This is a genomic window from Streptomyces changchenzhani, assembly GCF_039766235.1.
GTDB lineage: Bacteria > Actinomycetota > Actinomycetes > Streptomycetales > Streptomycetaceae > Streptomyces.
Window position 1 is genome coordinate 185,259 of the sequence record NZ_JBDHNH010000009.1, and the last position, 25,370, is coordinate 210,628.

At 69.8% G+C, this 25,370-nt stretch carries 20 protein-coding genes; 13 read left to right on the top strand and 7 right to left on the bottom strand.

Annotated elements, in window-relative coordinates:
• Positions 1-249: 249 nt before the first annotated feature.
• Positions 250-2,061 carry an ABC transporter ATP-binding protein gene (locus ABCR94_RS27175; protein WP_347122665.1) on the bottom strand — a complete coding sequence of 604 codons (1,812 nt, stop codon included), beginning with the start codon at positions 2,059-2,061 and terminating at the stop codon, positions 250-252.
• Positions 2,062-2,153: 92 nt separating this feature from the next.
• Between ABCR94_RS27175 and ABCR94_RS27180 the strand changes: the two genes are divergently transcribed.
• Both ABCR94_RS27180 and ABCR94_RS27185 read left to right on the top strand, forming a co-directional pair.
• Positions 2,154-2,621: a MarR family winged helix-turn-helix transcriptional regulator gene (locus ABCR94_RS27180; RefSeq protein ID WP_347122666.1), complete on the top strand. Its 468-nt coding sequence runs from the start codon at positions 2,154-2,156 to the stop codon at positions 2,619-2,621.
• Between the two features lie 280 nt (positions 2,622-2,901).
• Positions 2,902-4,395, top strand: coding sequence for a Gfo/Idh/MocA family protein (locus ABCR94_RS27185; protein ID WP_347122667.1), 1,494 nt, complete (start codon positions 2,902-2,904; stop codon positions 4,393-4,395).
• A 97-nt stretch (positions 4,396-4,492) separates the two neighbouring features.
• Here ABCR94_RS27185 and ABCR94_RS27190 read toward each other — a convergent pair whose 3' ends face one another.
• Positions 4,493-6,097 (bottom strand): peptide-N4-asparagine amidase, encoded by a 1,605-nt coding sequence (locus ABCR94_RS27190; RefSeq protein WP_347122668.1) that lies wholly within the window; start codon positions 6,095-6,097, stop codon positions 4,493-4,495.
• A gap of 184 nt (positions 6,098-6,281) precedes the next feature.
• Between ABCR94_RS27190 and ABCR94_RS27195 the strand changes: the two genes are divergently transcribed.
• Together ABCR94_RS27195 and ABCR94_RS27200 are read left to right on the top strand one after the other, a co-directional pair.
• A complete protein-coding gene (locus tag ABCR94_RS27195) occupies positions 6,282-8,168 on the top strand; it encodes an ABC transporter transmembrane domain-containing protein (RefSeq protein WP_347122669.1) in 1,887 nt (628 codons plus the stop codon).
• Positions 8,165-9,946: an ABC transporter ATP-binding protein gene (locus ABCR94_RS27200; protein WP_347122670.1), complete on the top strand. Its 1,782-nt coding sequence runs from the start codon at positions 8,165-8,167 to the stop codon at positions 9,944-9,946. The genes ABCR94_RS27195 and ABCR94_RS27200 overlap by 4 nt, the downstream gene beginning before the upstream one ends.
• Before the next feature lie 33 nt (positions 9,947-9,979).
• Here ABCR94_RS27200 and ABCR94_RS27205 read toward each other — a convergent pair whose 3' ends face one another.
• Both ABCR94_RS27205 and ABCR94_RS27210 read right to left on the bottom strand, forming a co-directional pair.
• Positions 9,980-10,486: a DinB family protein gene (locus ABCR94_RS27205; RefSeq protein WP_347122671.1), complete on the bottom strand. Its 507-nt coding sequence runs from the start codon at positions 10,484-10,486 to the stop codon at positions 9,980-9,982.
• A gap of 50 nt (positions 10,487-10,536) precedes the next feature.
• Complete coding sequence (locus tag ABCR94_RS27210; protein ID WP_347122672.1) at positions 10,537-11,328, bottom strand: metal-dependent hydrolase; 792 nt, start codon at positions 11,326-11,328, stop codon at positions 10,537-10,539.
• A 143-nt stretch (positions 11,329-11,471) separates the two neighbouring features.
• Between ABCR94_RS27210 and ABCR94_RS27215 the strand changes: the two genes are divergently transcribed.
• The 3 genes from ABCR94_RS27215 (at position 11,472) to ABCR94_RS27225 (ending at position 15,498) form a co-directional block, all read left to right on the top strand.
• Positions 11,472-13,994: a DEAD/DEAH box helicase gene (locus tag ABCR94_RS27215; RefSeq protein WP_347122673.1), complete on the top strand. Its 2,523-nt coding sequence runs from the start codon at positions 11,472-11,474 to the stop codon at positions 13,992-13,994.
• A gap of 17 nt (positions 13,995-14,011) precedes the next feature.
• Positions 14,012-14,893: an acyl-CoA thioesterase gene (locus tag ABCR94_RS27220; RefSeq protein WP_347122674.1), complete on the top strand. Its 882-nt coding sequence runs from the start codon at positions 14,012-14,014 to the stop codon at positions 14,891-14,893.
• Between the two features lie 116 nt (positions 14,894-15,009).
• Positions 15,010-15,498: a glutathione peroxidase gene (locus tag ABCR94_RS27225; protein WP_347122675.1), complete on the top strand. Its 489-nt coding sequence runs from the start codon at positions 15,010-15,012 to the stop codon at positions 15,496-15,498.
• An 82-nt stretch (positions 15,499-15,580) separates the two neighbouring features.
• Here ABCR94_RS27225 and ABCR94_RS27230 read toward each other — a convergent pair whose 3' ends face one another.
• Positions 15,581-16,807: an acyl-CoA dehydrogenase family protein gene (locus ABCR94_RS27230; RefSeq protein WP_347122676.1), complete on the bottom strand. Its 1,227-nt coding sequence runs from the start codon at positions 16,805-16,807 to the stop codon at positions 15,581-15,583.
• A gap of 164 nt (positions 16,808-16,971) precedes the next feature.
• On the opposite strand from ABCR94_RS27230, the gene ABCR94_RS27235 reads away from it, so the two are divergent.
• Positions 16,972-17,619, top strand: coding sequence for a TetR/AcrR family transcriptional regulator (locus ABCR94_RS27235; RefSeq protein WP_347122677.1), 648 nt, complete (start codon positions 16,972-16,974; stop codon positions 17,617-17,619).
• Between the two features lie 10 nt (positions 17,620-17,629).
• Here ABCR94_RS27235 and def read toward each other — a convergent pair whose 3' ends face one another.
• Positions 17,630-18,175, bottom strand: coding sequence for a peptide deformylase (def, locus tag ABCR94_RS27240; RefSeq protein ID WP_347122678.1), 546 nt, complete (start codon positions 18,173-18,175; stop codon positions 17,630-17,632).
• Positions 18,176-18,324: 149 nt separating this feature from the next.
• Between def and ABCR94_RS27245 the strand changes: the two genes are divergently transcribed.
• The 5 genes from ABCR94_RS27245 (at position 18,325) to ABCR94_RS27265 (ending at position 22,833) form a co-directional block, all read left to right on the top strand.
• Positions 18,325-19,563, top strand: a complete 1,239-nt coding sequence (locus ABCR94_RS27245) for a MurT ligase domain-containing protein (RefSeq protein ID WP_347122679.1) — start codon at positions 18,325-18,327, stop codon at positions 19,561-19,563.
• A 39-nt stretch (positions 19,564-19,602) separates the two neighbouring features.
• Positions 19,603-20,331: a type 1 glutamine amidotransferase gene (locus ABCR94_RS27250; RefSeq protein ID WP_347122680.1), complete on the top strand. Its 729-nt coding sequence runs from the start codon at positions 19,603-19,605 to the stop codon at positions 20,329-20,331.
• Positions 20,332-20,486: 155 nt separating this feature from the next.
• Complete coding sequence (locus tag ABCR94_RS27255) at positions 20,487-21,512, top strand: 6-phosphofructokinase (protein ID WP_347122681.1); 1,026 nt, start codon at positions 20,487-20,489, stop codon at positions 21,510-21,512.
• A gap of 108 nt (positions 21,513-21,620) precedes the next feature.
• The gene (locus ABCR94_RS27260; RefSeq protein WP_347122682.1) at positions 21,621-22,574 is read left to right on the top strand and encodes a cytochrome c oxidase assembly protein; all 954 of its coding nucleotides are present in this window, start codon (positions 21,621-21,623) and stop codon (positions 22,572-22,574) included.
• A gap of 100 nt (positions 22,575-22,674) precedes the next feature.
• Positions 22,675-22,833, top strand: coding sequence for a hypothetical protein (locus tag ABCR94_RS27265; RefSeq protein ID WP_347122683.1), 159 nt, complete (start codon positions 22,675-22,677; stop codon positions 22,831-22,833).
• Positions 22,834-23,176: 343 nt separating this feature from the next.
• Here the strand turns inward: ABCR94_RS27265 and ABCR94_RS27270 are convergent, their stop codons facing one another.
• Positions 23,177-25,234: a phosphocholine-specific phospholipase C gene (locus tag ABCR94_RS27270; RefSeq protein ID WP_347122684.1), complete on the bottom strand. Its 2,058-nt coding sequence runs from the start codon at positions 25,232-25,234 to the stop codon at positions 23,177-23,179.
• Positions 25,235-25,370 lie beyond the last annotated feature (136 nt).

A 25,370-nucleotide genomic window follows, 5' to 3' on the forward strand; every position in this document is an offset into this window, starting at 1 on the left:
CCGGGAGCTGGGAACGCCGACACGAAAACGGGGAACACACGAACAGGGGGTCGGATGTTCGCTCGAACGCGTGGCCGTGGTCGTTCTCGTTGCTCAACCTCCCTGCCGCGCCTGATGCTTACGGTGAGCAAGTGACAGGCTGCAGACCGCTATTGCGCAGTCCCGGATGAACGAAGCACAAGGAAAACCCACGCTCTCCGGCGCCGTCGCTCCCCCGTCCCAGGGGAGCGGCGGGGTGCGGCTCCCCCCTCAGGACGCGACGGGGGCCAGCTCGGTGTCCCTGCGGACCAGGCCGGCGTACCGGCCGTCCTTCTCCAGCAGCTCCTGGTGGCTGCCGCGCTCGGCGGTCCGACCGCCGTCGAGGACGACGATCTGGTCGGCGTCCCTGATGGTGGACAGGCGGTGCGCGATGGTGATGGTCGTACGGCCGGCCGAAAGCGCGTCGATGGCCTGCTGCACGGCGTGTTCCGTACGGGTGTCGAGGGCGCTCGTCGCCTCGTCGAGGATGAGGACGGGCGGGTCGCGCAGGATGGTCCTGGCAATGGCCAGGCGTTGCTTCTCGCCGCCGGAGAACCGGTATCCCCGCTCGCCGACCAGGGTGTCGTACCCGTCGGGCAGCGAGGCGATGTGGTCGTGGATCTGGGCCGCCTCGGCCGCCGCGCGCAGCTCGTCGTCGGTCGCGTCCGGCTTGGCGAAGCGCAGATTCTCGGCGACCGAGGAGTGGAAGAGGTAGGTCTCCTGGGAGACCACGCCCACCGCGCGGGCGAGGGTGTCGAAGTCCAGGTCGCGCACGTCGATGCCGTCGAGAGTGACCCGGCCGCCGGTCACGTCGTACAGCCTGGGCACCAGGTAGCTCAGGGTGCTTTTGCCGGATCCGGTGGGCCCCACGACGGCGAGACTGGTGCCCGCGGGCACCGTGACGTCGATGCCGCTCAGCGTGTCGCCGTTCTTCTCGTCGTAGGCGAAGTCGACGCCGTCGAAGTGCACTTCGCCACGGATCTTCTCCAGCCGGATCGGCTTCTCGGCCTCGGTGATGTCCACCGGGAGGTCCAGGTACTCGAAGATCCGCTGGAAGAGCGCGAGCGAAGTCTGCATCTGCACACCGGTCGAGAGCAGGCTCACGGCGGGCCGGAAGAGGCCCTGCTGGAGCGTGACGAAGGCGACGAGCGTGCCGAGGGAAACGGCGGCCCCACCGGACTGCATGGTCAGACCCGCGGCCCAGTAGATGACGGCGGGCATGGCAGCCATGACGATGCCGATGGTGGACATCCGCCAGCGCCCGGCCATGTTGGAGCGCACTTCGAGGTCGACGAGCCGCTCGGACTCCTCGGCGAAGGCCTTGGTGAGCGAGTCGGAGCGGCCCATGGTGCGGCCGAGCAGGATGCCGCTGACGGACAGTGACTCGGTGACCGTCGCGGCCATCGATGCCATCTGCTTCTGCCGCTGCGTCGTGATCCTCTTGCGCTCGCGGCCGACCCGGCGGCTGATCCAGACGAATACCGGCAGCAGGAGCAGCGAGACGACGGTCAGCCGCCAGTCGAGGGCCAGCATGGCGACGACCGAGGCCAGGACCGCGGTCAGATTGGAGACCAGGGAGGTCGCGGTGGAGGTCACCGTCGCCTGCATGCCGCCGATGTCATTGGCGATGCGGGACTGCACCTCGCCGGTGCGGGTCCTGGTGAAGAAGGCCAGCGGCATCCGCTGGAGCTGGGTGTAGACGGCGGTGCGCAGGTCGTGCATGACGCGCTGGCCGACCGTCGTGGAGATCAGGGTCTGCAGCACGCCGAAGACACTCGTCACCACGGCCGTCAGGATCATGCCGAGGGCGAGCAGGCTGAGCAGCCCGGTGCGGCCCTGCGGTATCGCGGTGTCGAGGATCTCGCGGAGCAGGAACGGCGAGGCGACGGCGACGAGCGACGAGGCCGCGACGAGCACGCCGACGATCAGCAGTCGGCCGCGGTAGGGGCGGAAGAGCCGGAGGATACGACGCACCTGCGCGGGCTTTTCCGGCTGCGCGGGGTCTCGGGCTGGGGGCGTCCAGGAGGATCGATCGGGGTTCATGGGCTCCTTCAGGGTGAGAAAACGGGATTTCAGGAGCATAGCTCATTGTTACCTATACTCACAATGCACAAGGTCCTGATATTGTTCCCAGTATGAGCACCTCCGACGTCACGTCCGACGCCGACGGCCTGCTGGCCGAGCAGCTGCTGCGGCTGACGCGCAGACTCCATCGCATTCAGCGCCGGCAGATGGAGCCGATCGGCATCACCCCCGCGCAGTCCCGGCTGCTGCGCACCGTTTCGAACCACTACCAGCATCACGACGAGTCGCCGCGGATGGCTGATCTCGCCCGGCGTCTTGACGTCGTTCCGCGCGCCGTGACCACCCTGGTCGACGGCCTGGAGGCGAGCGGCCGGGTGCGCCGGGTGCCCGATCCCACCAACCGCCGGGTGGTGCGGATCGAGCTCACCGACACCGGCCGGACCACTCTCGGGTCGTTGCGCAGCGCACGCCGCGACGCCGCGGAGGAGATCCTTGCCCCATTGACCGCCGCACAGCGCGAGGTGCTCGGCGGGCTGATGTCCACGCTGGTCGACGGGATGCCGGAGCGCAGCTGCTGAGTGGAGCCCGGGGCATGCTCCCGTTCAATACGCCGCCGGGTGCCCGTGACGTGGACGTCACGGGCACCCGGCGCGTCGCGGTCCGGCGACGAGAGTCCATGAGCCCGTTCCAAGAGTCCAATTGCCCCTCTTGCGCATCAGCAGCCACAACTACCAGGGTCCTTACCGAGGTTCACGCCACGAATTTCACATCACCGAATTGCACGTCTGCCACCGAATTACACGTCACTCACCGATGTTCACGTCCCAGCAGCGCACCGCCAGTTCCCCTGGAGGCTCGATGAACGACGCAGCACCGCAGACCCCGCAGCACGACGGCAGCGACAGCAGCGACAGCAGCGACAGCAACGAAGGCAGCGACCACATCCCGCCGAGCCGACGCTCGGTCCTGTGGACCGCGGGCGCGGCAGGCGCCGGAATCGGACTCGGCGCGCTCGGTACGGCAGGCAGCGCGTCGGCGGCGGAGCCGGCCGTGGCGGCTGCGGCAGCCGAAGCGGGAGCGGAGGCCGCCGCGCCCCAGCGCAAGGGCCGCACCATGGCCGGTGTCCCCTTCGAACGGCGCAGCACTGTCCGGGTCGGCATCATCGGCCTGGGCAACCGCGGCGGCAGCATGATCGACCTCTTCCTGGCGGTGCCGGGAGTGAAGGTCGTCGCGATCTGCGATCCGGTGAAGACGAAGACCGAGGCGGCGTCCGCGAAGGTCGTCAAGGCCGGGCAGCCCGCGCCCGCCGTCTACACCAAGGGCGAGGACGACTACAAGAATCTATGCAAGCGCGGCGACATCGACTTCGTGTACGTCGCGACGCCCTGGGACTTCCACTTCGACATGGCGAAGACGGCCATGCTGAACGGCAAGCACGTCGGCGTGGAGTGTCCGGTCGCGCTCCAACTGGACCAGCTCTGGGAGCTCGTTGACCTCTCCGAGCGCACCCGGCGCCACTGCATGCAGCTGGAGAACTGCTGTTACGGCAAGAACGAGATGCGCGTCCTGCGCATGGCCCACGCGGGCAAGTTCGGTGATCTGCTGCACGGTGCGGGCGCGTACAACCACGATCTGCGCGGCCTGATGTTCGACCCGGACTACTACGAAGGCCCCTGGCGCCGGTTGTGGCACACCCGGCTGCGCGGTGACCTCTACCCCAACCACGGCTTCGGCCCGGTCGCCAACTACATGGACCTCAACCGCGGTGACCGCGCCGTGAGCATCACCAGCGTCGGCTCCCCCGCGCTCGGTCTCGCCCAGTACCGCGCGGAGCACATGCCGCCGGGCGACCCGAGCTTCAAGGAGTCGTACATAGAGAGCGACCGTACGATCAGCCTCGTCCAGACGGCCAAGGGCCGGGTGATCCGGCTTGAGCACGATGTCTCGACCCCGCACCCGTACAGCAGGATCAACAGTCTGGGCGGTACGCGCGGCGTCTTCGAGGACTACCCCGAGCGGATCTACCTTGAGCCCGACCACCAGGACGACGAGTGGGGTGACTTCTCGAAGTACGCCGCCGACTTCGACCACTGGCTCTGGAAGGAGCACGCCAACCCGCCCGGTGGCCACGGTGGCATGGACTACATGATGGTCTACCGGACGATGCAGTGCATGCAGCTGGGGCTGGTCCCGGACTTCGACGTGTACGACGCGGCGACGTGGACGGCGCCCGTACCGCTCAGCCACTTGTCGATCAAGGCGAAGGGGATGCCGCAGCAGATCCCGGACTTCACCCGCGGCGAGTGGAAGAAGTCGCGCCCCGGCATGGACTCCGAGAAGCCGAAGGAGTAGCGGGCCGAGGGGCCCGGCCGAGCGGGCCGGGCCCCGTCCCTCAACTCGTCTGCGCGGGAAGCTTCTGTCTCGGATCTTGCTCCTAGAGCCGCGTCGATCAGCAGCGCCGCCGGTCCCGCGTCACCACCCCCTGGACCGTTTCCAGGCTCCGGTCGTAGCAGCCCGCCGATCCGTACAGCCGGTGGCGCCCACTCGTGGTGGCGACCGCGTGCCGCTCCTCGCGCGGGACGTTCGCCGTGTACGTCGCGTCGCCCCGGTAGGTGTCGTCGGTCCGCGACCCGTCGCGCCTGCCGCCGCGCACGACCCCGATGTCCGTGCGGTCCGTGAGCGCGAGGACCGTGCGCAGCCTGTCTCCCGCGCCGAGCGTCGTCGTGCCGTCCATCGTGTACGTACGCCGCTCCGAGGCGACGCGGGCCGGTCCGCGGCCGTCGGTGGTGACCATCTCGTCGTCCGTCCACGTCCCCTTCAGGGCGTCCGTGCTTTCGCCGTCGGTCCAGCGGTGCACGGAGGTGTTGGCGAGCGAGCGGGCGACGGTGGTCGCGACCCGCCCGTGCGAGGTGTCGACCCAGCCCGAGACGGTCAGCCGGTGGCCGCCCCTGGTGTCGAGGCGGTGCTCGGTACCCGCCGTGTACGTCGTCGAATTGACCGGCGCACCTTCAAGGTGCCGGACCGGGCCGCCGGTGACGACCTCCCGGCCCTTGTCCTGCCAGACGAGCACATTGACGGGAGTGCTCCACCCGCTCTGCCCCTCGGGGACGCCGACGACCGACACCTCGACGCGGTGCGGGCGCCCGTCGTTGAGGCGGCCCGCGAAGGGGGTCAGGTCGTACTGGATCGGCTTTACGTCGAAGGCGCGCGGCCCGGGGATCACGTACCAGAGGAAGGGGTTGGACCAGCCGCCGGTCCAGACCGTGGGGAACGGCGCCGCGATGCCCGCGAGTTGACCGTCGACCTTGATCTGCACCTCGCGGTAGGGACCGTCCGCCGCCTTGCAGGAGTACGGCGCCTCCTGGGGCACGGCCAGGTACCAGTACTCCTCGCAGCCGCCGCCCGAGCCCGTCGCGTACACCTCGGCGACGATGCGCTCGGAGTTGCGCGGGGTGGTCAGCGAATCGTCGTCAAGAGTGAGCACTCGGTCCGGCGCGGCGGCGGGCGGGGTGCGGCTCTCGGCGGCGTAGAAGGTCAGGGTCGCCTTGACGTCGATGACGCCGGTGTATGTCTCATTGACGACATTGCCGATGAGCATTTCGACGGGCTGCTCACGGCGGAAGGTGTCGCTGTAGCGCGTGACGTCCTTCTCCACCGACCAGGTGATGCCGTCGGGCGAGGGCTGTGGCGTGGAGGTGCGGAGCACTTCGACGCCGCCGACGTGGACATAGCCGAGCCGGTCGTACTGCCGCCCGGCGACCTTGCCCGACAGTTCGAGCACCACCTTGCTCCACCGTTTGCCGCACCCTTCGGGCGGCCGGTAACCGCCCTTGTACGGAGTGAAGTCACGGAACTGCGCCGCGGCGAGCGTCACCCGGCAGGAGCGGGTGTCCGGCCGTTCGACGGGTGGCGCCGCGGTGACGGGATCGTGCCAGTCGGAGCCGAATTCGGGGGGCGGTGGCTGCCCGGCGGCGGCGGCCGGGCCCGCGCCGAGCAGCATTCCCGCGGCCAGGATCAGACCGGTGATCATACACATGACTTTTCGCTGTCTCATGCGACAGGAGTGAAGCGCGGGACGGGCCGGGAGCACCAGGGTGAGCTGCCCCGATGTGGCTCGTTCTGGTGCTCCCGGCCCGTAAACCAATTGCTTTCGGCAGCGCCAAAAGGCGAACCTTGCACGGTTTGAGCCACCCGAACACACCCGAACACACCGAGCACACACCGAGCCGTGGGACGTCATGCAGATTCGCGAACTTCCGTACTCAGATCCAGGCGTCCCCGACGTCCGGTCGGGGCCCCGATTCCTGCTGTGGCTCGGGCGCAATCAGCTCGGCGGGCAGCTGAAGGCGCTCGCCTGGGGGCTGCTGCACCAGTGCGGTGTCGCCGCGCTGCCGCTGGGGGTGGGCCTCGCCGTGCAGGCCGTGGTGGACCGCTCGGGCGGCGGCCTCGCGGTCGCCGCCGGGCTGATCGCAGTGCTCGGGGTGGCCGTCTCGCTCGGCGACACGATGCTGCACAGGACCGCCATCACCAACTGGATCACCGCCGCCGCACGCGTGCAGCAACTACTGGCCCGCAAGACGGCGGAGCTGGGCTCGGCGCTGACCCGCAGGGTCGCCGCGGGCGAGGTCGTCGCGGTCTCCACCGGTGACGTCGAGAAGATCGGCTGGTTCGTCGAGGCACTCTCGCGCTTCGCGGCCGCCGCCCTGACGCTCGTGATCGTTTGTATCGGGCTGTACTTCTACCAGCCCGAGCTCGGCATCGTGGTCGCGATCGGCGCACCCGTACTGGCCCTGGCCGTACTGCCGTTGCTGCCCAGGGCGACCCAGCGGGCCGACATCCAGCGCGAGAAGGCCGGCCGGGCCACCGAGCTGGCCTCCGACACCGTCGCGGGCCTGCGGGTGCTCCGCGGCATCGGCGGCGAGGAGCTGTTTCTCGGCCGCTATCGGCGCGCCTCCCAGGAGGTGCGCAGGGCAGCCGTGCGCAGCGCCCGCATGTGGGCGCTCATCTCCGCGGTCCAGGTGCTGCTGCCTGGCCTGCTGCTGATCACCGTCGTCCTGTACGGCGCGCGACTCACCCTCGACGGCCGGATCACGGTCGGCGAACTGGTCACCGTGTACAGCGCGGTGACCCTGCTGCTCTACCCGCTGCACCACTTCGAGGAGATCGCCATGGCGTACTCCTTCTCGCGGCCTTCGGCGGTACGGGCGGCGCGGGTGCTGGCGCTGGAGCGCTCGGCGTACGCGGCGGACGGTACGGCGGGCTCCGGCGACGAGCCCCTCTCCGGCGACCTGTACGACCCGGCGACCGGACTGCTCGCTCCGGCGGGCCGGTTCACCGCCGTGGTGTGCGGCGACCCTGATGTGGCGGGGCGGCTCGCGGAGCGCCTCGGCGGCCACGCCACGACCGACGGCGAGACGACAGGCGACCCGGACACCGCGGACGGGCCGGCGCGAAGGACCGTTCCCTCGGCGCTGCTCGGCGGGGTCGCGCTCGACGATCTGCCGCTCCGCGCCGCACGCGAGGCCGTACTGGTCCAGGACAAGGACCCGGTGCTGCTGTCCGGCACGCTCAGCGAGCTGCTCGACGTACCGGCGTCCGGCGATGTGACCCCCGAGGACGCGCTCGCCGCGGCGCAGTGCGCCGATGTGCTGGCCGCGCTCGCCCAGGCCTCGGCCGACGACAGCGACGACCCGATGCGTACCCGGATCACCGAGCGCGGGCGCTCCCTCTCGGGCGGCCAGCGCCAGCGGCTGGCACTGGCCCGCTCGCTGGTGACCGACCCGGAGGTCCTCGTCCTGGACGAGCCGACCTCCGCCGTCGACTCGCACACCGAGGCGCGGGTCGCGGCGGGTGTGAAGGGGCTGCGTGCGGGACGTACGACCGTTGTCTTCGCGTCGTCGCCGCTGTTGCTCGACCACGCCGACCGGGTGGTGTTCGTGCACGAGGGCGAGGTGGCCGCGGTGGGTGTGCACCGCGAGCTGCTGCACACCGAACCGCGTTACCGCGCGGTCGTCACCCGCGAGACCGAGGACGAGATCGAGGTCGCGCGGGCGCAGGAAAAGACCGCGCAGGAAATGGCCGCGCGGGAGCGGGCCGTACTGGAAGAGATCGAGGAGTCGGCATGATCGGCGTGGCACCACCGGAGTACGACCCGGCGGCACCGGAGTCGTCGACGACGCTGCCCGTCGGCAGTCCGGCGACCGTACGGACCTATGTGCGCGAGCTGATGAGGCGCCACCGGCGGGCGTTCACCGTACTCGTGGTGTTCAACGCGCTCGCGGTAGTCGCCTCGATGGCGGGCCCCTACTTGCTGGGCTCGCTCGTCGAGGACCTGGCGAACGGGGTGCGTGAGCTGCACCTGGGGCGGGTCGCCACGGTGTTCGGGATCGCGCTGGTCATCCAGACGCTCTTCACCCGGCAGATGCGGCTGCGGGCCGCGATGCTCGGCGAGGAGATGCTGGCCGACCTGCGCGAGGACTTTCTCGTACGGTCGGTCGGTCTGCCGCCGGGTGTGCTGGAGCGGGCGGGGACCGGTGATCTGCTCTCGCGCATCACCACCGACATCGACCGGCTGGCGAACGCGATGCGCGAGGCCGTGCCGCAGCTCGCGATCGGCGTGGTCTGGGCCGGTCTGCTGATCGGCGGCCTCACCGTGACCGCGCCGCCGCTGGCGCTGGCCGTGCTGGTGGCCCTGCCGGTGCTGATCATCGGGTGCCGCTGGTACTTCAAGCGGGCCCCGTCGGCGTACCGCTCGGAGGCGGCCGGGTACGCGGCGGTCGCGGCGTTGCTCGCCGAGACGGTGGACGCGGGCCGGACCGTAGAGGTGCATCGCCTCGGTGACCGCAGGGTCGCCCTGTCCGAGCAGCGGATCAAGGAGTGGACCGCCTGGGAGCGGTACACGCTGTGGCTGCGGTCCGTGCTCTTCCCCGTCATCAGCGTCACGCACATGACGATCCTGGGCTCGACGATCCTCCTCGGCGGCATCTTCGTCCTCCAGGGCTGGATCACCGTCGGCCAGCTGACGACGGGCGCCCTGCTCGCCCAGATGCTGGTCGACCCGGTCAACCTCATCCTGCGCTGGTACGACGAGCTCCAGGTCGCCCAGGTGTCGCTGGCCCGCCTTGTCGGCGTCCGGGAGATCGAGCCGGACGCGGGCGACGAGCTGGTGAAGCCCGACGGCCGCGCGGTGCGCGCCGACCAGGTGCACTTCGGCTACCGCGAGGGCGTCGACGTGCTGCACCGGGTGACGCTGGACGTCGCGCCCGGGACCCGGCTGGCGCTGGTCGGCCCCTCGGGCGCCGGCAAGTCCACGCTGGGGCGGCTGCTGGCCGGGATCTATGCGCCGCGCACCGGTGAAGTAACCCTGGGCAAGGCCGAGTTGTCGCGGATGCCGGCCGAGCGGGTGCGTGAGCATGTGGCGCTGGTCAACCAGGAGCACCACGTTTTCGTGGGATCCCTGCGCGACAATCTGCTGCTGGCCAGGATGGACGCCGACGACGCGCGGCTGTGGGCGGCGCTGGGCGCGGTCGACGCGCAGGACTGGGCGCGGGCTCTGGGTGACGGTCTGGACACCGAGGTCGGCTCGGGCGGGCACGTACTGACCCCGGCGCAGGCCCAGCAGATCGCGCTGGCCCGGCTGGTCCTCGCCGATCCGCCCACCCTCGTCCTGGACGAGGCGACGTCCCTGCTCGACCCGCGGGCGGCCCGGCACCTGGAGCGCTCGCTGGCGCGGGTGCTCGACGGCCGTACGGTCGTGGCCATCGCGCACCGGCTGCACACCGCGCACGACGCGGATGTGATCGCGGTGGTCGAGGAGGGCCGGATCAGCGAGCTGGGCAGCCACGACGAGCTGGTGGCTGCGGACGGGGCGTACGCGGCGCTCTGGCGCTCCTGGCACGGGTAGGAAGCCGGGAAGGGGCACGCCGCGACGCGCCCCTCAGGCCCCGACGGTCCCGTCGATTCCCTCGCGCAGGAAGTCGGCGTGGCCGTTGTGCCGGGCGTATTCGTGGATGAGGTGCAGCATCACCAGGCGCAGCGACACCTCCCCGCCCATCTTGGCGTGGAAGCCCGTCACATCGAGCGAGGGGGCCTGCTCCTCGATCCGGCGCGCGTGCGCGACCTCCGCCTGCCACGCGTCGAACGCCTCCGCCCGGGTCGACCCACTCGCGTCGTACGCCGCCTGGAAATCGCCGTCGTCCGACCAGTCACGCCCGATGTCCTGCTTGTCGATCACCAGCCGGAACCAGACCCGCTCCACCTCGGCCATGTGCCGCACCAGGCCGAGCAGGGACAGCGTCGACGGCGGCATGGACCGGCTGCGCAGGTCGTCGTCGCCGAGGCCGTCGCACTTCATGGCGAGCGTCGCACGGTGGTAGTCGAGGAAGGCGCGCAGCATCTCGCGTTCGCCCCCGGTGAGCGGCGGGCCTGTGCGTTCGGTGGTCACTTCTCGTTCCCTTCAGCAGGTGAAAGTGCCGGTTTCCGTACGGAGCGGGATCAGATGAAGTTCAGCGCGGCGGCCCCGCCCACTCCCCCGAGCAGCATGAACACCGGCATCAGCACCTTCAGCTCCACCCAGCTGCCGGCCCGGAACCGCATCAGCTTCGGCGGTCCGATCGGGTACCAGCGCTTGCGGCCGATCGGGATCGGCCACAGGATCGGGCAGCCGGAGACAGTGAGGGCGTCACCGATGTCGTGCACCAGGGCGCCCAGGACGATCGGCAGGCCCAGCCACAGATACTCCTGGCCCGGCGCCGCGAACAGCCAGTCAGCGCCATTGCCCGGTTTGTCCAGTACGCCGGCGAGGATCCAGGCGCTCGTCGCGCCGAGCAGCCACACCAGGACGTCGCTGGAGACCCGGGCGGCCTTCCACAGCAGGCCTTCCACGGCCAGGACCAGGTGGACGAACAGCAGCGCGAGGACCGCCCAGCGGCCGCCGGTGACCGCTGCCGCCGACGCTCCCGCGCCGATCATGACCGCCCAGAGCCAGGTGTGGGTGAGTGTGCGGTGGCCGCCGGTCCGGCGGGGGTCGCCCTGCTTCCTGGTCGCCTTGTAGACGGCGTACGACAGCTTGTCGACGATCTCGCACAGGCCCTTGGAGACGGGGCCGAAGGCGCGCGAGATGGTCGCGGACTTGTGGTCGAGGTCGGGAGCGAGCGCCGCGCCCGCACAGATCAGTGCTCCGACGGCCAGTACGGGCCAGGGCATCGGATGGCCGGCCGCGGCCGCCGCCGCCCCCACCCCCAGCCAGGCCGCTGCCCCTGAGAGTGAGTGCGCCGGTCCCATCATGGTCGTTCAGCCCCGTTGCTCTTGTGCTTGCCTCGACCCAGGCCGAGTTGACGCCGTGTCGACGCCCTGCCGAGAAGGCAGCGTAGCGCTCGTGATCTTCGTACGGTCGTCCGGTTCCCTCATCCGGGCGGAAGGCAGGCAAGATGGGGGGTGTGACCCTTATCGATCAGATGCCCCCGACCGCCGACCCCGATGCCCTCTTCGAGGCTTTCTCGTCATGGGCCGAGGGCCGGGGCATCACCCTCTACCCCGCCCAGGAAGAGGCGCTGATCGAGGTGGTCTCCGGCGCGAACGTGATCTTGTCCACCCCCACCGGCTCCGGAAAGAGCCTGGTCGCGGCGGGTGCGCACTTCACCGCGCTGGCCCAGGACAAGGTCACCTTCTACACCGCGCCCATCAAGGCGCTGGTCTCGGAGAAGTTCTTCGACCTGTGCAAGATCTTCGGCACGGAGAACGTCGGCATGCTGACGGGCGACGCGTCCGTCAACAGTGACGCCCCGGTCATCTGCTGCACCGCCGAGGTACTGGCCTCCATCGCGCTGCGTGACGGCAAGAACGCGGACATCGGCCAGGTCGTGATGGACGAGTTCCACTTCTACGCCGAAGCGGACCGCGGCTGGGCCTGGCAGATCCCGATCCTGGAGCTGCCGCAGGCGCAGTTCATCCTGATGTCGGCGACCCTCGGCGATGTCTCGATGTTCGAGAAGGACCTGACGCGCCGCACGGGCCGCCCCACCTCCGTCGTGCACTCCACGACCCGGCCGGTCCCGCTGTCGTACGAGTACCGCAAGACGCCGATCACCGAGACACTGACCGAGCTCCTGGAGACCAAGCAGGCGCCGGTCTACATCGTGCACTTCACGCAGGCGTCGGCCGTCGAGCGCGCGCAGTCGCTGATGAGCATCAACATGTGCTCGCGCACGGAGAAGGACCAGATCGCCGAGCTCATCGGCAACTTCCGCTTCACCACCAAGTTCGGCCGCAACCTGTCGCGTTACGTACGCCACGGAATCGGCGTCCACCACGCCGGCATGCTCCCCAAGTACCGCCGCCTGGTGGAGAAGCTCGCGCAGGCCGGTCTGCTCAAGGTCATCTGCGGTACGGACACGCTGGGCGTCGGCGTCAACGTGCCCATCCGCACCGTGCTGTTCACGGCCCTTTCGAAGTACGACGGCACCCGCGTACGCACGCTGCGCGCCCGGGAGTTCCACCAGATCGCGGGTCGCGCCGGGCGGGCCGGCTTCGACACGGCGGGCTATGTCATCGCCCAGGCGCCCGAGCACGTCGTCGAGAACGAGAAGGCGCTCGCCAAGGCGGGCGACGACCCCAAGAAGCGCCGCAAGGTGGTCCGCAAGAAGGCTCCCGAGGGCTTCGTCGCCTGGTCCGACGCCACCTTCGAGAAGCTCATCAACTCCGATCCCGAGCCGCTGACTTCGCGCTTCAAGGTCACGCACACCATGCTGCTCTCGGTCATCGCCAGGCCCGGCAACGCCTTCGAGGCGATGCGCCACCTCCTGGAGGACAACCACGAGCCGCGCAAGGCGCAGTTGCGGCACATCCGGCGGGCCATCGCCATCTACCGCTCGCTGCTCGACGGCGGCGTAGTGGAGCAGCTCGAAACGCCGGACGCCGAGGGCCGGATCGTACGGCTGACGGTCGATCTCCAGCAGAACTTCGCACTGAACCAGCCGCTGTCGACGTTCGCGCTGGCCTCGTTCGAGCTGCTCGACCCCGACTCCCCCTCGTACGCGCTGGACATGGTGTCCGTCGTGGAGTCCACGCTGGACGATCCGCGTCAGATCCTGGCCGCCCAGCAGAACAAGGCGCGCGGCGAGGCGATCGGCCAGATGAAGGCGGACGGCATCGAGTACGAGGAGCGCATGGAGCGGCTCCAGGACATCATGTACCCGAAGCCGCTGGAGGAGTTGCTGGCCCACGCGTACAACGTGTACCGCCAGAGCCACCCGTGGGTCGGTGACCACCCGGTGTCGCCGAAGTCCGTGGTCCGCGACATGTACGAACGCGCCATGATCTTCACGGAGTTCACGTCCCACTACGAGCTGGCCCGCACCGAGGGCATCGTCCTGCGGTACCTGGCGGGCGCGTACAAGGCCCTGGAGCACACCATCCCGGACGACCTCAAGTCCGAGGACCTGGAGGACCTCACGGCCTGGCTCGGCGAGCTGGTGCGTCAGGTCGACTCCAGCCTCCTCGACGAGTGGGAGCAGCTCGCCAACCCCGAGGTGGAGACGGCCGAGCAGGCCCAGGACCGCGCCGACCAGGTCAAGCCTGTCACGGCGAACGCACGTGCCTTCCGGGTGCTCGTACGCAACGCGATGTTCCGCCGGGTGGAGATGGCCGCCCTGGACCGGGTGCGGGAGCTGGGCGAGTTGGATGCCGAGTCCGGCTGGGACGAGGGTGCCTGGGGCAAGGCGATGGACGGGTACTGGGACGAGTACGAGGACCTGGGGACGGGCCCCGACGCGCGCGGCCCCAAGCTCCTGATGATCGAGGAGGACGCCGAGCACGACCTGTGGCGCGTCCGCCAGGCCTTCGCCGACCCGAACGGCGACCATGACTGGGGTATCAGCGCGGAGGTCGATCTCGCGGCCTCCGACGAGGAGGGCCGCGCCGTCGTCCGGGTCACCGACGTCGGCCGGCTGTGAGAGTGGAGAGACCCGCGATGACGCACACGCCGACCCCCGCCGAGCACTTGGTCGACCTGCTCGACCTGGAGCGGATCGAGGTCAACATCTTCCGCGGGCGCAGCCCCGAGGAGTCCTTGCAACGGGTCTTCGGCGGGCAGGTCGCCGGTCAGGCGCTGGTCGCGGCGGGCCGCACCACGGACGGCGACCGGCCGGTCCACTCGCTGCACGCGTACTTCCTGCGGCCGGGCCGTCCCGGTGTCCCGATCGTCTACCAGGTCGAGCGGGTCAGGGACGGGCGTTCCTTCACCACGCGCCGGGTCACCGCGATCCAGCAGGGCCGCACGATCTTCAACCTGACGGCCTCCTTCCACAAGCCGGAGGAGGGCAGCTTCGAGCACCAGCTGCCGCCGGCCCGCGAGGTGCCGGACCCCGAGTCGCTCCCGACGGTGGCCGACGAGGTCCGTGAGTACCTGGGCGGCCTCCCGGAGTCGCTGGAGCGCATGGCGCGGCGCCAGCCGTTCGAGATCCGCTACGTCGACCGGCTGCGCTGGACGCCGGACGAGATCAAGGGCGCGGACGCGCGCAGCGCGGTGTGGATGCGCGCGGTCGGGCCGCTGGGCGACGATCAGCTCGTCCACACCTGCGCGCTGGCGTACGCGAGCGACATGACGCTGCTTGACGCCGTACGGATCCCGGTCGAGCCGCTCTGGGGCCCGCGCAGCTTCGACATCGCGTCGCTGGACCACGCGATGTGGTTCCACCGGCCGTTCCGGGCGGACGAGTGGTTCCTCTACGACCAGGAGTCCCCCATCGCGACGGGCGCGCGGGGGCTGGCGCGTGGCCGGATCTACGACCGCGCGGGCAACCTGCTCGTATCCGTGGTCCAGGAGGGGCTCTTCCGCACGCTCGAAGCGTGAGCGGCCGGCGGGCAACCACCCGCCGGCCAGGGGCCGTCGGCTTCGCGCCGGCCTGCCTCTGAAACAGTACGTACCCCTGCCCGACCTAATACCGACCCGCACATGAGGAGACGGCGATGAGCCTGTACGACATCCCGCTGAACACCCTGACCGGCGAGCCCGTGACGCTGGAGGCGTACCGGGGCAAGGCGGTGCTGGTGGTGAACGTGGCGTCCAAGTGCGGCCTGACGCCGCAGTACACGGGCCTGGAGCGGCTCCAGCAGAGCTACGCGGACCGCGGCTTCACGGTGCTCGGGGTGCCGTGCAACCAGTTCGCGGGCCAGGAGCCGGGCAGCGCGGAGGAGATCCAGACGTTCTGCTCGGCGAGCTACGGCGTAACGTTTCCGCTCATTGAGAAGATCGAGGTGAACGGCGATCACCGTCACCCGCTGTACGACGAGCTGACGCAGGTCAAGGACGTGGACGGCGAGGCCGGCGACATCCAGTGGAACTTCGAGAAGTTCATCATTTCCGCCCAGGGTGAGGTCGTCGGGCGCTTCCGCCCGCGCACCGAGCCCGACGCCCCCGAGGTCGTCGCCGCCATCGAGGCGCAGCTCACGGCCTGACCCGCCACGTACAAAAAAGCGCCGCCGCCGTCTCGTTGGCGAATTCCAGGGGGCGGCGCTTTTCGTACGTCCTGCGCGCGGATCAGCGGATCGGCATGCCCGACAGGGTGCGGGCGATCACCAGGCGCTGGATCTCACTGGTGCCCTCGAAGATGGTGTAGATCGCCGCGTCCCGGTGCATGCGCTCCACCGGGTACTCCCGGGTGTAGCCGTTGCCACCCAGGATCTGCACGGCCTGCGCGGTGACCGTCTTGGCCGTCTCGCTGGCGAACAGCTTGGACATGGAGCCCTCGGCCGAGGTGAACGGCTTGCCCGCCGTCGCCATCCAGGACGCCCGCCACACCAGCAGCCGCGCCGCGTCGATCTGGGTGCGCATGTCGGCGAGCTGGAAGGCGATGCCCTGGTTGTCGATGATCGGGCGGCCGAACTGCTCCCGGGTCTTGGCGTAGTCGAGTGCGACCTCGTACGCGGCGCGGGCAGTGCCCACCGCCATCGCGCCGACCGCCGGGCGTGACGCCTCGAAGGTGGCCATCGCCGCATTCTTCACGCGCTCGCCGCCCTTCTTGGCGCGCTCACGGGAGCGGGCGAGGCGCTCGTCGAGCTTCTCCTTGCCGCCGAGCAGGCAGTGGCCCGGGACGCGTACGTCCTCCAGGACGACCTCGGCGGTGTGCGAGGCGCGGATGCCGTGCTTCTTGAACTTCTGCCCCTGGGACAGGCCTGGGGTGTTCGGCGGGACGATGAACGAGGCGTGGCCCTTGGAGCCGAGCTCGGGGTCGACGAGTGCGACCACGACATGGACATTGGCGATGCCGCCGTTGGTCGCCCAGGTCTTGGTGCCGTTGAGCACCCACTCGTCCTTGGCCTCGTCGTACACGGCGCGGGTGCGCATCGCCGATACGTCGGAGCCCGCGTCGGGCTCCGAGGAGCAGAACGCGGCGACCTTGACGTCGGCGGCGTCACCGTACATCTGCGGGATCCAGGTGCCGATCTGCTCCTCGGTGCCGTTGGCGAGGACGCCGACGGCGGCCAGGCCCGTACCGACGATGGACAGGCCGATGCCCGCGTCGCCCCAGAAGAGCTCCTCCAACGCCATCGGGATGCCGAGGCCCGTCGGGTCGAAGAACTGCTGGGCGTAGAAGTCCAGGGAGTAGATGCCGAGTTTGGCGGCTTCCTGGATGACGGGCCAGGGAGTCTCCTCACGCTCGTCCCACTCGGCGGCGGCCGGGCGCATCACATCGGCGGCGAACCCGTGGATCCAGTCGCGGACCTGCTTCTGGTCATCGTTGAGTTCGAGCGTGAACTCGGCCATGTCCCCTCCAGCACTGCGTTCAAATCAAGCGTTACTTACGGTAACCCGAGTCTGTTACTGGCAAGTAGGCCCTGTCAACCACTGCCGGGCGGATCGTCACAGGCCTTGGCCACAGTGTTACGTTTCCCCCGCGTCACGGAATCGCTTGGGCGGGGAGACACACCATGGACACCACACAGCAGGATGCGCAGCAGCGCTCCGCGGCCGCACGACGACGGCGGGAACTGCTCGAAGCGGCCGACCACGTGGTACTCCGGGACGGCCCACAGGCTTCCATGAACGCCATAGCCGCCGAGGCCGGGATCACCAAGCCCATCCTCTACCGGCACTTCGGCGACAAGGGCGGCCTCTACCGGGCCCTGGCCAAGCGTCACACCGACGCCCTGCTCGACGCCCTGCGGGCGGCGCTCGACGCGCCGGCCGAGCGGCGCGAACGGGTGGAGGCGACGCTCGACACGTACCTCTCGGCGATCGAGGCCCGGCCGCAGGTCTACCGCTTCCTGATGCATCCCTCCGAGGAGGCGTACCAGCCCGAGCAGGGCTTCGACGTCGGCCGGCACTCGGCGCCGCTGCTGCGCCGGCTCGGCGAGGAGCTGGCGAAGGTCATCGCCGAGCGGGTGGACCTGGGCCCCGGCAGCGAGCAGCTCGCCCGGGTGTGGGGCCATGGAATCGTCGGCATGATGCACGCAGCCGGCGACTGGTGGCTTGGCGAACGGCCCTGCTCCCGCGCCCAGTTGGTGTCCTGTCTCGCCGACCTGCTGTGGGGCAGGCTGGCCGCCGCGGGCGACCGCGCGGGCGGCCCCGGCTTCTGAGCCGCCCCCTTCACGGCTTCCGGCCCGCCCGCCGCGCGGCCCGCAGTGCCCGCGCCCGGCGCCACCCGGTGAGCCGGTCCGTATAGACCAGGCCCTCCAGGTGGTCGCACTCGTGCTGGAGGCAGCGGGCGAAGAACCCGGTGGCGTCGATCCGTACCGGCTCGCCGGTGACCAACACCCCCTCGACGACGGTGTGGTCGAAGCGTTCGGTGCCCGCTTCGACGCCCGGCAGCGACAGACAGCCCTCGGGACCGCGTACGGTGATGGCGTCGACCTCCGCCTCCAGCAGGCGTGGGTTGACGATGTGCCCCACGTGCCGGACGTCCTCGTCGTCCGGACAGTCGTATACGAAGACGCGCAGCGGCAGGCCGATCTGGTTCGCCGCGAGGCCGACCCCGTCGGCCGCGTACATCGTCGCGAACATGTCCTCGACGAGACCGACGAGCGAGGGGCCGAATTCGGTCACGGCTTCACAGGTGGCATGCAGCACCGGATCACCCAGCATGGTCATGGGTCGTACGAGCCCGGAACTGCCGGGAATTGGGCGGTGTCGCATGGCCGTAAGCCTACGTTCCACCAGGTACCACAGCCTTCGGGCGGTGCCGCGGTTCGGGGCCACGGCTGGATCTCGATAGGCTGAGCCCCGACTGTTGACCGGTGGACCTGGGGCAAGTGCGGCGCCGGATGCAAGGAGGATCAGTGACGATGGCAGGCAACACGGAGCCGTTGTCGCCGCGGGCCAAGCTGGCCGTGACGGCAGGCAAGGCGGCGGCGGCGGTGTCCCGCGCCGCGGGACGCGGCAGCGGATCCGTGATCGGCGGCAAGGTGGCGCTCAGGCTCGACCCCGATCTGCTCGGGCGGCTCGCCCAGCATCTCGACGTCGTGCTTGTCTCTGCGACGAACGGCAAGACGACCACGACCCGGCTGATCGCCGAGGCCCTGCGGGCCAGCGGCCCGGTGGTCTCCAACGCGCTGGGCGCCAACATGCCGGCGGGCATCACGTCCGCGCTGGCCGGCGGCTCGGACGCGAAGTACGGCGTGATCGAGGTCGACGAGAAGTACCTCGCGGGTGTCGCACGCGATGTGACGCCCAAGGCGATCGCCCTGCTCAACCTCTCCCGCGACCAGCTCGACCGGGCCGCGGAGACGCGGATGCTCGCCGAGCACTGGCGCGAGGGTCTTTCGGGCAACAAGGCCGTGGTCATCGCGAACGCCGACGACCCGCTGATCGTCTGGGCCGCCTCTTCCTCCCCCAATGTGGTGTGGGTGGCGGCCGGCCAGGAGTGGAAGGACGACGCCTGGTCCTGCCCGTCGTGCGGCGGTGTGATGCAGCGCCCCGGCGACGACTGGTACTGCGGCGACTGCGGCTTCCGCCGTCCCACCCCCAGCTGGGTGCTGAGCGGCGATCACGTCGTGGACCCGCACGGCTCGGCCTGGCCGATCCATCTTCAGCTTCCGGGCCGCGCCAACAAGGCGAACGCCGCCACCTCGGCCGCGGTCGCCGCCACCTTCGGTGTGCCGCCGCAGGTGGCGCTGGAGCGCATGTACCAGGTGCAGGCGGTGGCGGGGCGCTACGACGTGGTGCAGTTCCAGAACCGCGACCTGCGGCTGCTCCTCGCGAAGAACCCGGCGGGCTGGCTCGAAACGTTTTCCCTCATCGACCCGCCGCCCACCCCGGTGATCCTCGCCGTCAACGCGCGCGGCGCGGACGGCACGGACACCTCATGGCTGTGGGACGTCGACTACCCCCGGCTCGCCGGTCACCCGATCTTCGTGCTCGGCGACCGCAAGCTGGACCTGGCCGTGCGCCTGGAGGTCGCGAACCTGGACTTCCGGGTCTGCGAGACCCTCGACGAGGCCGTGCAGCTGGCGCCCCCCGGGCGGATCGAGACGATCGCCAACTACACCGCCTTCCAGGACCTGCGCCGCCGCGTCGGCAACTAGGACCAGGCCGCGTACACCGGAAGAAATGGACAAGCAAGCATGAGCGACAGCAGCCTGCGCCTGGTGTGGATCTACCCGGACCTGCTGAGCACGTACGGCGACCAGGGCAATGTCCTGGTCGTCGAGCGCCGGGCCCGCCAGCGCGGCCTCGACGTACAGCGTGTGGATGTACGCAGCGACCAGCCGATCCCCACCTCGGGCGACATCTATCTGATCGGTGGCGGCGAGGACCGGCCGCAGCGGCTGGCCTCGGAGCGCCTTCGCCGCGACGGCGGCCTGAGCCGCGCGGTGTCCAACGGCGCGATCGTCTTCTCGGTCTGCGCCGGATACCAGATCCTCGGCCACGAGTTCGTCAACGACCTCGGCGAGCGCGAGCAGGGCCTGGGGCTGCTCGACGTGGTCAGCACCCGCGGTGAGGGCGAGCGGTGTGTCGGCGACGTCCTCGGCGACATCGACGACCGGCTGAACCTCCCGCAGCTGACCGGCTTCGAGAACCACCAGGGCATCACCCATCTCGGCCCGACTGCGCGGCCGTTCGCCCGAGTGCAGATCGGCAAGGGCAACGGAACCGGCGACGGCACGGAGGGCGCGTACAACGACACCGTCTTCGGTACCTACATGCACGGCCCGGTGCTCGCCCGCAACCCGCTCATCGCGGACCTGCTGCTGAAGCTGGCCCTCGACGTCAACGCGCTGCCGCCCGCCGACGACCGGTGGTACGAGGCGCTGCGCGCCGAGCGCATCGGCGCCGCGACGCAGCCCGCCTGACCGGGCGCCGGGTCCTGGTGGGTTCGTACAGTTTTTGAGGTGTCCAGCAGTCGGACGTCCGGTTCGGTCCCGTCACCCTGCGCGAGTAGGGTGACGGGATCCAACCCGGACGACGTGGTCCGGTCTTCGGCCCACGTTGCAAAGGTTTTTCGGGCATGCGAATTGGTGTACTCACCTCCGGCGGCGACTGCCCCGGCCTGAACGCCGTCATCCGCTCGGTCGTGCACCGCGCCGTCGTCGACCACGGTGACGAGGTCATCGGCTTCCACGACGGGTGGAAGGGTCTCCTGGAGTGCGACTACCGCAAGCTCGACCTGGACGCGGTCGGCGGCATCCTGGCCCGCGGCGGAACGATCCTCGGCTCCTCGCGGGTGCAGCCCGCGCAGCTGCGCGGCGGCGTCGAGCAGGCCCGCGGCCATGTCAGGGACCTGGGTCTCGATGCGATCATCCCGATCGGTGGCGAGGGCACGCTGAAGGCGGCGAACCTGCTCGCCGAGGCCGGGCTGCCGATCGTCGGCGTACCCAAGACCATCGACAACGACATCTCGTCGACCGATGTCACCTTCGGGTTCGACACGGCCGTCGGAGTGGCGACCGAGGCCCTCGACCGGCTCAAGACCACCGCGGAGTCCCACCAGCGGGTGCTGATCGTCGAGGTCATGGGGCGGCACACCGGCTGGATCGCGCTCCACTCGGGCATGGCGGCCGGCGCGCACGCCATCGTCGTCCCCGAGCGGCCCTTCGACATCGACGAGCTGACCGCACTGGTCGGCAAGCGCTTCTCGGCGGGCAAGCGGTTCGCGATCGTCGTGGTCGCGGAGGGCGCCAAGCCGCGCGCGGGCTCCATGGAGTTCGACGTGGGCGTCAAGGACGTCTACGGCCACGAGCGCTTCACCGGCGTGGCCACCCAGCTGTCGGTCGAGCTGGAGGAGCGCCTCGGCAAGGAGGCCCGCCCGGTCATCCTCGGCCACGTCCAGCGCGGCGGAACCCCGACGGCGTACGACCGTGTACTGGCGACCCGCTTCGGCTGGCACGCGGTGGAGGCGGCGCACCGCGGCGAGTTCGGCATGATGACGGCGCTGCGCGGCACGGACATCAGAATGGTTCCGCTGGCCGAGGCCGTGGAAACGCTCAAGACCGTGCCGAGCGAGCGGTACGCCGAGGCCGAGTGCGTGCTCTGAGCTGTTGCCCGTTCCACCGATCGCCCCCGGCCGCAACCGCGACCGGGGGCGGTTCTAGTCTGGAGCGGACAACCGGCACGAAATGGGTAACCCCCTCGGGAGAGACAGATGGAACACAGCGGGCACGGCATGAACATGGATCTGCCGCCGTTCACGCTGGGACGGGGACTTGAGTTCTCCCCGGACCCCTTCTTCCTGATCAGCTGCGTACTGGCGCTGGGTCTCTACGCATGGGGTGTGGTGCGGCTGCACCGGCGGGGCGACAGCTGGCCGGTCGGCCGGATGATCTTCTTTGTGATCGGCGTGCTGAGCATCGCGCTGGTGATGTGCACCAAGCTCAACGACTACGGCATGGTCATGTTCAGCGTGCACATGGTGCAGCACATGATCATCAGCATGCTGACCCCGATCCTGCTGCTGCTCGGCGCCCCGGTCACGCTGGCGCTGCGCGCGCTGCCGGTGGCGGGGCGCGGCAACCGCAAGGGTCCGCGCGAGATCCTGCTGATGCTGCTGCACAGCCGCTATATGAAGATCGTCACGCACCCGGCGTTCACCATCCCGCTGTTCATCGCGAGCCTGTACGGGCTCTACTTCACGCCGCTCTTCGACTTCCTGATGGAGAGCAAGCCGGGGCACCTCGCGATGATGGTGCACTTCCTGGCCGTCGGCCTGGTCTTCTTCTGGCCGATCATGGGCATCGACCCGGGCCCGCACCGCCCCGGTTATGTGATGCGGATGCTGGAGCTGTTCGCCGGGATGCCCTTCCACGCATTCTTCGGCATCGCCCTGATGATGGCGACCCAGCCCATGATTCGCACGTACGAGAACCCGCCCGCGTCGCTGGGCATCGACGCGCTGACCGACCAGAACGCGGCGGGCGGCATCGCCTGGGCGTTCAGCGAGATCCCGTCCGTGCTGGTCCTGATCGCGCTGGTCTTCCAGTGGTACCGCTCCGAGCAGCGGGTCGCGCGGCGCTCGGACCGGGCCGCCGACCGCGACGGCGACAAGGAGCTGGTGGCGTACAACGCCTATCTGGCCTCGCTGAACGCGCGCAGCCGATAGCCCGTCCAGCGGTTTTCGGACCTTCGGGTCCGGCAGGCACAGTAGCGCCGGAGCGTTCCACGGGTGACGATGGGCCTCCACTCCGAAGGAGGGGGCGCGCATGCCCGGTTCCACGAAGTCCATGGGGGTGCTCACCGTCGGGACGCTGGTGGTCATCACGGCGTACACGGTGGCACTCGGCAGCAACGGCTGGCTGTGGTTCGGCTGGGTGGTGCTCGGTCTGGTGACACTCGGGATGGCCGCGTCGCGCAGCAGCTGAGTCACGCGGCAGCTGGGCCGCGCAGGAGCTGAAACGTCTCCGCACCGCGCGACGCGGGCCTGCGCGGGCGCGGTGCGGGCATCGCATGCGCGGGCAATTGGCGGATCGCGCAGGTCTTGCGGCCGGGCCGTGGGCCGGCCCTGCCCGCCGGCCCGTGGCGCTCACCGTCGCCGGGTCGTCCCCCGGCGCACTGTCCCCCGTACGGGTGTGCGGCCCGCGCCAGTCCCGCGGAGGTCCCAGGACCTCCGCGGGAGCCTCGGACGTCTCGTCTAGACCATTGACATGCACTCCACGCAGCGCCACTCTGAAACCTCGTTGAGAGCGCTCTCAGAATGCACCGGGCCTAGCCGTTGATGATCGCCGGGTCGCTCACGCCGGGCTCACCCGTCTCCACGTGCCCGGCGAACCTGCGCAGGAACGCGGCGTCGTTGTCGGACACCACGGACAGGTCGTACCAGCGCTTGCTCCCGCGCAGGTCCACCGGGTGCACCACCTTGCCGCCCGCCCGCACCGTGAATGTCTCGCGCTTTCTGCCGTACGCGTTCGTGAGCGTGAGATGGCAGTCGGCGCCCGTCGGATTGGTCATGGTCAGCACGACGCGGCCACTGGCGGCGTCATGGCGGGCGCCCACCTCGGGGCCGACGGTGATGCCGGGGCCCTTGAAGGTGCGCATGAAACCGTTCGGGCCGAATACCGAGAGGTCGTACGCGCCCTTCGAGTGCTTCGTGTTCCAGGTGTCGGAGAGCTTCTTGCCGGCCCCGGCGGTGTAGGTCCACGGGCCGTCCGTGCGGTTCGCCGACGTGACGGAGAAGCACGCCCCGGCCTTCTCGCCCCCGCTGAAGGTCAGCGTGAACTTCCCCGTCGAAGGCGTCGCCGCGCCGTCCACCAGGGGCGCGTACGGCAGCGGCCTGGCGGGCCTGGCGCCCTTCTCCTGCTTGGGCAGGGCGGGGTTGGCGGGCGGCTTGGGTACGTAGCTGTCGTGCCGTTCCTTGTCCGGCGGGGTGTATCCGTCGGTGTCCGGGAGCGCGGCGGGTGCGGTGTCCCGGAGGCCGAAGTCGAAGGCCGATGTGAGGTCACCGCAGACGGCGCGGCGCCAGGGCGAGATGTTCGGCTCGCCGACGCCGAAGCGGCTCTCCATGAACCGGATGAGGGAGGTGTGGTCGAAGACCTCCGAGCAGACGAAGCCGCCGGTGCTCCAGGGGGACACGACGAGCATCGGCACACGCTGGCCGAGGCCGTAGGGGCCGGCCGAATAGCTGCCGTTGCCCGCGAAGTTGTCCAGCGCGGTGTCCACGGTGGACAGGCCCTGGGCGGCGGAGGCCGGCGGGTAGGGCGGCGGCACATGGTCGAAGTAGCCGTCGTTTTCGTCGTAGGTGATGAACAGGGCGGTCTTCGCCCACACCTCGGGGTTGGACGTGAGCGCGTCCAGCACCTGCGAGATGTACCAGGCGCCGTAGTTCGACGGGAAGTTGGGGTGCTCGGTGAAGGCCTCCGGGGCGGCGATCCAGGAGATCTGCGGGAGCTTGTCGGCCGCGACGTCGGCCTTGAGGATGTCGAAGAAACCGTCGCCGTTCTTGACGTCGGTACCGGTGCGGGCCTTGTCGTAGAGCGGGTCGCCGGGCTTGGCGTTGCGGTACGTGTTGAAGTACAGCAGCGAGTTGTCACCGTAGTTGCCCCGGTACGCGTCGTCGCCCCAGCCCCACTTGCCCGCGGCGTTCAGGCCGTCGCCGATGTCCTGGTAGACCTTCCACGAGACGTCGGCCTGCTCCAGCCGCTCCGGGTACGTCGTCCAGTCGTAGCCGAGTTCGTCATTGCCGAGGACGGGCCCGCCGCCCTTGCCGTCATTGCCGGTGTGGCCCGACAGCATGTAGTAGCGGTTGGGGTCGGTGGCCCCCATGAACGAGCTGTGGTACGCGTCGCACACGGTGAACGCGTCGGCGAGCGCGTAGTGGAACGGGATGTCCTCGCGGGTCAGGTACGCCATCGTCCCCGGTGACTTCGCGGGGATCCAGTTGTCGTACTTGCCCCGGTTCCAGGCCTGGTGGCCGCCCGCCCAGTCGTGGTTGAGACCCGCGATGAACTGCATCCCGAGGTTTTCCGCGTCCGGGTGGTAGGGCAGTACGTCCTTCACGCCGTCCGACTGGTGCCAGACGGACTTGCCGCTGGGCAGCTTCACCGTGCGCGGGTCGCCGAATCCGCGGACACCCTTCAGTGCGCCGAAGTAGTGGTCGAAGGACCGGTTCTCCTGCATCAGGACGACGATGTGCTCGACGTCCTCGATGGTGCCGGAGCGGCGGTTGGCGGGGATGGCCGCGGCCCGGCCGATGCTGCCGGCCAGGGCGGCGGCGCCGGCGGACGCGCCGGCGATCTGGAGGAAGCGGCGCCGATTGAGTTCAGGCATAAGTGCGGGGACCTCTTGGAGTGGGGGGAAACGGGAGCATGCGAAGTGTCCAAGAGGGGTGATCAAAAAGGAAGGGCGGGGTGGGGTGCGGGTGCCTGCGGCGCTGTCCCCTACCCGCCCCTTCCCGAAAGTCCTC

Excerpts from the sequence above, each read along its gene's own strand:
- ABCR94_RS27175 (WP_347122665.1), bottom strand. The coding sequence starts at position 2,061 with ATGAACCCCGATCGATCCTCCTGGACGCCCCCAGCCCGAGACCCCGCG.
- ABCR94_RS27180 (WP_347122666.1), top strand. The coding sequence starts at position 2,154 with ATGAGCACCTCCGACGTCACGTCCGACGCCGACGGCCTGCTGGCCGAG.
- ABCR94_RS27185 (WP_347122667.1), top strand. The coding sequence starts at position 2,902 with ATGAACGACGCAGCACCGCAGACCCCGCAGCACGACGGCAGCGACAGC.
- ABCR94_RS27190 (WP_347122668.1), bottom strand. The coding sequence starts at position 6,097 with ATGAGACAGCGAAAAGTCATGTGTATGATCACCGGTCTGATCCTGGCC.
- ABCR94_RS27195 (WP_347122669.1), top strand. The coding sequence starts at position 6,282 with ATGCAGATTCGCGAACTTCCGTACTCAGATCCAGGCGTCCCCGACGTC.
- ABCR94_RS27200 (WP_347122670.1), top strand. The coding sequence starts at position 8,165 with ATGATCGGCGTGGCACCACCGGAGTACGACCCGGCGGCACCGGAGTCG.
- ABCR94_RS27210 (WP_347122672.1), bottom strand. The coding sequence starts at position 11,328 with ATGATGGGACCGGCGCACTCACTCTCAGGGGCAGCGGCCTGGCTGGGG.
- ABCR94_RS27215 (WP_347122673.1), top strand. The coding sequence starts at position 11,472 with ATGGGGGGTGTGACCCTTATCGATCAGATGCCCCCGACCGCCGACCCC.
- ABCR94_RS27220 (WP_347122674.1), top strand. The coding sequence starts at position 14,012 with ATGACGCACACGCCGACCCCCGCCGAGCACTTGGTCGACCTGCTCGAC.
- ABCR94_RS27225 (WP_347122675.1), top strand. The coding sequence starts at position 15,010 with ATGAGCCTGTACGACATCCCGCTGAACACCCTGACCGGCGAGCCCGTG.
- ABCR94_RS27230 (WP_347122676.1), bottom strand. The coding sequence starts at position 16,807 with ATGGCCGAGTTCACGCTCGAACTCAACGATGACCAGAAGCAGGTCCGC.
- ABCR94_RS27235 (WP_347122677.1), top strand. The coding sequence starts at position 16,972 with ATGGACACCACACAGCAGGATGCGCAGCAGCGCTCCGCGGCCGCACGA.
- def (WP_347122678.1), bottom strand. The coding sequence starts at position 18,175 with ATGCGACACCGCCCAATTCCCGGCAGTTCCGGGCTCGTACGACCCATG.
- ABCR94_RS27245 (WP_347122679.1), top strand. The coding sequence starts at position 18,325 with ATGGCAGGCAACACGGAGCCGTTGTCGCCGCGGGCCAAGCTGGCCGTG.
- ABCR94_RS27250 (WP_347122680.1), top strand. The coding sequence starts at position 19,603 with ATGAGCGACAGCAGCCTGCGCCTGGTGTGGATCTACCCGGACCTGCTG.
- ABCR94_RS27255 (WP_347122681.1), top strand. The coding sequence starts at position 20,487 with ATGCGAATTGGTGTACTCACCTCCGGCGGCGACTGCCCCGGCCTGAAC.
- ABCR94_RS27260 (WP_347122682.1), top strand. The coding sequence starts at position 21,621 with ATGGAACACAGCGGGCACGGCATGAACATGGATCTGCCGCCGTTCACG.
- ABCR94_RS27265 (WP_347122683.1), top strand. The coding sequence starts at position 22,675 with ATGCCCGGTTCCACGAAGTCCATGGGGGTGCTCACCGTCGGGACGCTG.
- ABCR94_RS27270 (WP_347122684.1), bottom strand. The coding sequence starts at position 25,234 with ATGCCTGAACTCAATCGGCGCCGCTTCCTCCAGATCGCCGGCGCGTCC.